The organism is Methylocaldum sp., from assembly GCF_039794385.1.
GTDB lineage: Bacteria > Pseudomonadota > Gammaproteobacteria > Methylococcales > Methylococcaceae > Methylocaldum.
Genome location: NZ_JBDIVO010000298.1, coordinates 1 through 5,548, shown reverse-complemented (window position 1 = coordinate 5,548; position 5,548 = coordinate 1). Strand labels below are relative to the sequence as shown.

6 protein-coding genes and 1 pseudogene are annotated in these 5,548 nt (G+C 60.3%); 1 reads left to right on the top strand and 6 read right to left on the bottom strand.

Going from position 1 to position 5,548, the window contains the following annotated elements:
* Positions 1–360: hypothetical protein (locus tag ABJK70_RS19075; RefSeq protein WP_347258787.1), on the top strand; the 360-nt coding region annotated here is incomplete at its 5' end.
* Between the two features lie 678 nt (positions 361–1,038).
* Here ABJK70_RS19075 and ABJK70_RS19070 read toward each other — a convergent pair.
* The 6 genes and pseudogenes from ABJK70_RS19070 to ABJK70_RS19045 all read right to left on the bottom strand — a co-directional run.
* Positions 1,039–2,295 (bottom strand): inositol monophosphatase family protein, encoded by a 1,257-nt coding sequence (locus ABJK70_RS19070; RefSeq protein WP_347258786.1) that lies wholly within the window; start codon positions 2,293–2,295, stop codon positions 1,039–1,041.
* Positions 2,292–2,687: a hypothetical protein gene (locus tag ABJK70_RS19065; RefSeq protein ID WP_347258785.1), complete on the bottom strand. Its 396-nt coding sequence runs from the start codon at positions 2,685–2,687 to the stop codon at positions 2,292–2,294. Before ABJK70_RS19065 ends, ABJK70_RS19070 begins: the two co-directional genes overlap by 4 nt.
* A gap of 60 nt (positions 2,688–2,747) precedes the next feature.
* Positions 2,748–3,635: a WYL domain-containing protein gene (locus tag ABJK70_RS19060; protein WP_347258784.1), complete on the bottom strand. Its 888-nt coding sequence runs from the start codon at positions 3,633–3,635 to the stop codon at positions 2,748–2,750.
* Between the two features lie 3 nt (positions 3,636–3,638).
* Entirely contained in the window at positions 3,639–3,854 is a 216-nt protein-coding gene (locus ABJK70_RS19055; RefSeq protein ID WP_086134831.1) for a hypothetical protein, read from the bottom strand.
* Between the two features lie 558 nt (positions 3,855–4,412).
* Positions 4,413–5,087, bottom strand: coding sequence for a hypothetical protein (locus ABJK70_RS19050; protein WP_139841121.1), 675 nt, complete (start codon positions 5,085–5,087; stop codon positions 4,413–4,415).
* Positions 5,088–5,252: 165 nt separating this feature from the next.
* Positions 5,253–5,548: pseudogene (locus ABJK70_RS19045) on the bottom strand (hypothetical protein); the annotation flags it as partial.

Genomic DNA, 5,548 nt, shown 5'->3' with positions numbered 1-5,548 from the left:
CAGACCAACAAGGTGCCGCAAGTTATCTGGGATAGCCGCGTCGCGACTTCGATCATTCGACGGCTGGACTATTTGCTCAGCCAGGCGGGATTATCCGAGATCCCCGACTTCTTCAACGGCCTTGGGCTGGTTCCCGGCCGGGGCGGCACCCGCGCTCGGCGTCAGGATAGCCTTAAACTTCGATGGCCGCTCGGGTACGGCAAATGGTCCGCTCAATTTGCCGGCAGCCGCCTGGTCAAGGCGTTGCGCGACCGTCTCAATCGCGAGGGCGCCCACGGCAAAATGCCTCTCCCGAATGGCGACAGTGCGCCGTGGACCGTCCGCGGTGTGGAAATGGTGCTTTTCGGAGACGGCTATTAAGGACCGTTAGCCCAGCGCCTGACAGAGTGATCGCCTCAGGCGCCGAGCTGCCAAGGACGGATCGGCCTCTTCTATCCGCCCGAGACCGCTGACAGCGCTGTCTTGCGCAACAACCGCTCCGCCACACGATCAAGGCGTCCACCGGCCAATAACACGCCGGCCGCGGCCGGTGAACACCGGGCAGCCCGTGGATAGGCCGGCAGGTGAGGAGCCGATTCAGCCAGGCGGCGGGGATGGCCTTGCGGCCGTACACCACGCCAAGTAAAGCGCCGCAAATGGCCGCATTGGTGTCGGTATCGCCGCCCCAGCCGATCGTATCGACTAGCCCGTCTTCTAAGGACGGTGCGTGCAAGAGCTGATACAGCGCATTTTGCCAGGCGATCAGCACCCGACCCTGATGCTCCAGAAAATCCGCAGGCGGTGCCTTTACAGCCCGATGCGTAGCCTCGAAGACAGCATCGTCGACTCCGAGATTATCAGCCCAGGTCAGGATACTGCGATAAAGGCTGGCCGGATCGGGTCCGTTCCGAACGGCTTCGGCGATCGCCCGGACATAAAGTTGATTGAGCTGCCGACAGGCCGGATGAGAGTGAGTCAGCCCCGCGTCCTGGGCAGCCCAGGCGTCCAGTTGAGTCGGGTCGGCATAGGCGCCGAAGATCCCCAGGGGCCTCACCCGCATCAGGGCGCCGTCGCCTGGCTGGCCGGGTCCGCCTCGTGCAGTGCCGCCTCCGCGGGCGCTTCACTTGCGTTACTGGCTGCCCGCAAGGCCCGTTCAGTGGCCGCCCCCATGTCGAAGGGCGCCGAGCGATACCAGGCCACGTAGGCTTCGGCAACGGCCGCTGGGTCATAGGTGCCCTTGACCACCAGACTACGCGCCAGAGCCAACGCCAACTCCGAGTCGTCGGTCGGTTGCCCCGCAAGCGTCTGCCACACGCCGCCGTCGGAAAGCTGTCGAACGCCGTCAGGATAGTTGCGACGAATTTCATCGGGCATTTGGAATTCCACCAGGCTACCCAAGGCATCCCCGGCCAAATGCCCGAGCAGACAACCCTGGGCTCTCGCCAGCATCCCTGCATCGATGGGGCCACCGCCTTTCACCGGCCATAACAAGCCAACACAGTCCTGAGGCAGCGGTCGTCGGAAAACCGACTCCCATGCCTTGCCGGCCAAATGCCGGACCAAGGCTTCGGCACCGCCGAACACATCGCCGGTATGGTTGCATTCGCCTTGGGCCGAATAGCGAATCGGTTCGCCACGATCGTCGTAAAGTTCAGCCCCGGCGCCTCGAAGCAGCGCATGGCCGGCCGCCAACTCCCAGGTGGTTGGCCCGTTGAGCGATACGCCCACGTCGCCCTCCCCCGCCGCAACGAGCGCAAGCCGGTAGGCGATGCTGGGGACCGCGCGATAGCGCATCGGCGAGACGATCTCCGCGTTTGCCCGCGCATTGCGGTCGGCACTTTGCGAAATGAACGCGGTGCATTCGGCCGTGACCCGGTCGGGCCATGCCCGCCGCACGATGGTTCCGTTCCGACGCACCGGACTCCCCTCTGCCCAGGCGATCAGGTCCCCGTCGTCATCCGGATGGTTGTAGGCGTAAACCACACCGAGCACCGGCTCCCCCCGACGCAACAAGGCGATGGACACGGCGGCACCGCGAAAACCCCGGAGATAGGCGCTCGTGCCGTCGTTGGGATCGACTACCCAGAGAAACTCATCCGCGCTCGAGGGCGCTTTTCTCGATCCGAGTTCCTCCCCGAGGTAACCGTACCCGGGAAACTCGGTCGTGAGACGATCGAAGATCAGCCGTTCGGCCGGCTCGTCCGCCTCGGCATGTCCGACCGATCCTCGGGGTCCATCTCCTCGGTTGAATTCCGAGCGGAGCAAATTGCCCGCCGCGAGGGCGGCTCGGATGGCGGTCTCGAGTTCCAATGTCATACGGCCTCCATCCGGTCGACACCGTCCGGTGACCAGCCGAGCTGCTCCAGTTTCCGGAGCGCAGACGCTCGCGTCTCCGGCGAGAAAAGTTGCCCCCAATCCGGGTTAAGGATCAGAGCTTCCACGGTGTTCTCCAGGGCACGGTGCTCCCACATGCGGGTGAGATAGTCGGAAGATCGGGCATCCGCGACGAGCCGCTCGGCGGCCTTCACTGCCCCATGGCGATCGATCATCTGCAACAGACGGGTAGGCCGATGGCCGTAATCGCGTTGCGCTCGCTCGCAAAGGTGTATCAAAGCGCGGTGAAACGACCGCACGAGGCCGGAATCCGGTGAATGGGTATGATCAGGTATCGGCATGGTATAGCGTCCTTTGGGGATGAGATCAATCATGGAATGCGTGTCAGATTACCTGGCGGGCGCGACATCCAATGTCGCGCGGTGAATGACGACTTATGCCCTTACCGTTTCCCGACGGGGTGACGTATCCTTGGCGTGGGCATCACGCTGATCCGATGTCGCACCGCGGGTTGCTCCCAAGGGCTCGAACGGCCAATCGAAATCCGCGGTTTCGTACATCCGCGCGAAGTGACGGGCCATTGTCCGGAACTCCTCCCGAAGCGAGGTCGGCTCCAGGACCTCGACCTGATCGCCGAACTCCCGAAGCCACCAGCGGAGTTGGTGGGTATTCATGACCGTGGCGCTGAGAAGATAGGTGCGGTCGGTTTCTTGCGTGATCACCTGATCGTCGCTTAGCGGCATTACCATGAGATTGTTGATGGCGAAACGGCTGAACCGGCACTTGAGGCGTAGCGGCCCGCCTCCGTCGTGCAAATAATCGAAATGACGGGCGCGGATATAGTCCTGGAGGTTGAAGCCCTCGGGCACGACGCTCGGCTCCTCCAGAGCGTCGGCCGTTTCGAAGCGGTGCAGTGCAAACTGGAGGATGGTTTCGCTCCCGGCATAGGTCCCGACCAGGTAGACGGCGCTGCCACGGAATACCAGCCCCAAAGGATCGATCCGGTAGGCTCGGACGGGACCGCTTCGTGGCCGATAGCGTCCCTCAAGACGTTTACCCAAGAGGATACAGTCCGAAACCACGTCTGCCACCTCGGCACGGACCTCGGCCGGAATCAAACTTTGGGTGCGCGGCAATACCTCGACCCGCTCCGCCCATTGGTAAAGATTTCCCCCGCGCTGTTCCCTGAGCAATGCCGAGGCTCGTTCAAAATAAAGTTGCAAGTGATCGAGGACCGTACGCGGCATCAGATCCTTGAGAAACCGCTCGGCGAGCACGAACGTCATCGCGGTATTGGGATCGAGTCCCGGCAGCTCGCACACGGGCTACTCCTTGGGCCATGACCAGCCGGGCACGCTTCGTTCGTCGGTCGTCAGCGGGAACTGCGTCGACAGGGTCGTCAAATCGCGTTGGACTTGACGGCGGGACACCCGGAAGCCGGCGCGATCGAGCTTCTCGTGCAGTTGTGCAACGGTAATCGCTTTGGGTGCTCTCGGTATCAATTGAAGCGTTGCGATATGCCGCATGATCGTCTCGCGCACGCGCGGTTCCTCGCGGTCGGTCTTGGGTTGAGTGCATTGCCTCTCCACGATCCGCGGCCGTTCGGAGATGATGCCAAACCGCCAGCCGATGTTCGGAGGCTGGGTTTAGCGTAGTCGAGAATCGAGAATGTGAAAGGTCACGGGATGATCGTTCAAACGATCGACAGGCGCCCGCCCCCGACTGGGTTTGTTGTGCCCACGGATTACAGCGACCTCGTCTCCATACCACAGCGAGGTTACGATGATCACGACTTTGAACGACGCGCTTGCGGTCCAAAAACGCCGTGTCTAGGCCAATCGCCTGGGTGATGCCAAAGCCGTTCGGCGGTTCCTGCTCCGCGCACAAAAGTCCAATTATCGCGAGGTCGCGAAAACTTTGCCGGTCATGTGGCGATCGGCCTGAACTACAGACTACAGGATTCCCTCAGATAGCGGTTTGTCTTTGTTCCTACGTGAGATAGACCCAACAAACTAATATCCCTGCACCCCAAGACTGAATGTCGCTACTGAAACCTCGACGCCCGATTCCAGAGCGACTCGCCGCCTTAATTCCGCAGGCTATGCAGCGAAAAGCTCTTCCGACGCATCCCGTGGCTTGTGGCCCTGTCCGCTCGGTTGAATCACTAACGAAATCAATTCGCTAAGCGGAACCGGTTGTTTTTCTTTATCGGTTCCCACAATCGCATCTTGGTTGAATAACCCGAGGGCCTTCCTAACCTTTTCCAATATCGTCTCTCGGTCTTCTATATCCCGTTTTCTCAAGCACAGCATCTCCTTGAGAATCGCGAGGTCCAGCAGTGTGCCACTGAACCAGTCCACCGAATGCCGGTAACCGATAGTCCAGCAAAGACGGGTATCACGCAGCAGTTCCTCCAACTTCGCAGTTTTGGAACCGAACAGGCATGAGCCGAATAGCACTCCTTCCAGGTTTTGTGCTTCGGCAACGGGGGTTATGCCACCGTAGAGCAGTTTCCGATCCTTGATCCCGGCAATCTCATTGGTTTCACCGTGGGCCGCCACATAGAGCACATACTTTTCATAGGAACCGTCGATGTAAAGTTCAAGTGCCTTACTGAAGCTCCCCAAATCGAAAAAGGTTGCGTAAAGGAGATCGAAATCGCCTTCGAGCTCTTTCAGGCCGGTGAGGAACGGTTTGACGCTGCACTCATGACTAAACTTGCCGTTGGTCGACCATGGATTTTCCAGAACCACTAACGCTTTCTTTTTCTTCATAACGCATTTCACCTTATCAACTTGATTTTTCATCCGACTGGATCGGTCTAACGTATCTTCGAACTCACATTCTCATCCGCACGTTGAGAGGGATTGGGGTCGGTTGCCCTTGTCTCCCGCCCTGAACGCCAACTCTTACTCTTCTTTTTAAAACCCATCACTGCCTCATGCTTCCGGCTCCTGACCATCCCCCTTCGGGGAGAAACCGACGACCTGATTCCTCCCGTTCTGTTTTGCCCGATAGAGGGCTTGATCCGCGGCATCCATGATGGCTTTCGCCAAACGCTCCAAAGCATCCGGGTCCGCAGCGCCGCTTGGCGTCAAATCAGCCTGTCTCGCCACAGCGTCCGGAAACTCCGTGAGACCGATGCTGACGGTGACGGCGATCGAGTCACCCTGTGCGCTCGTCCATGGCCATGCGGCAATCTGGGTGCGGATACGCTCGGCGATCTTGATCGCCT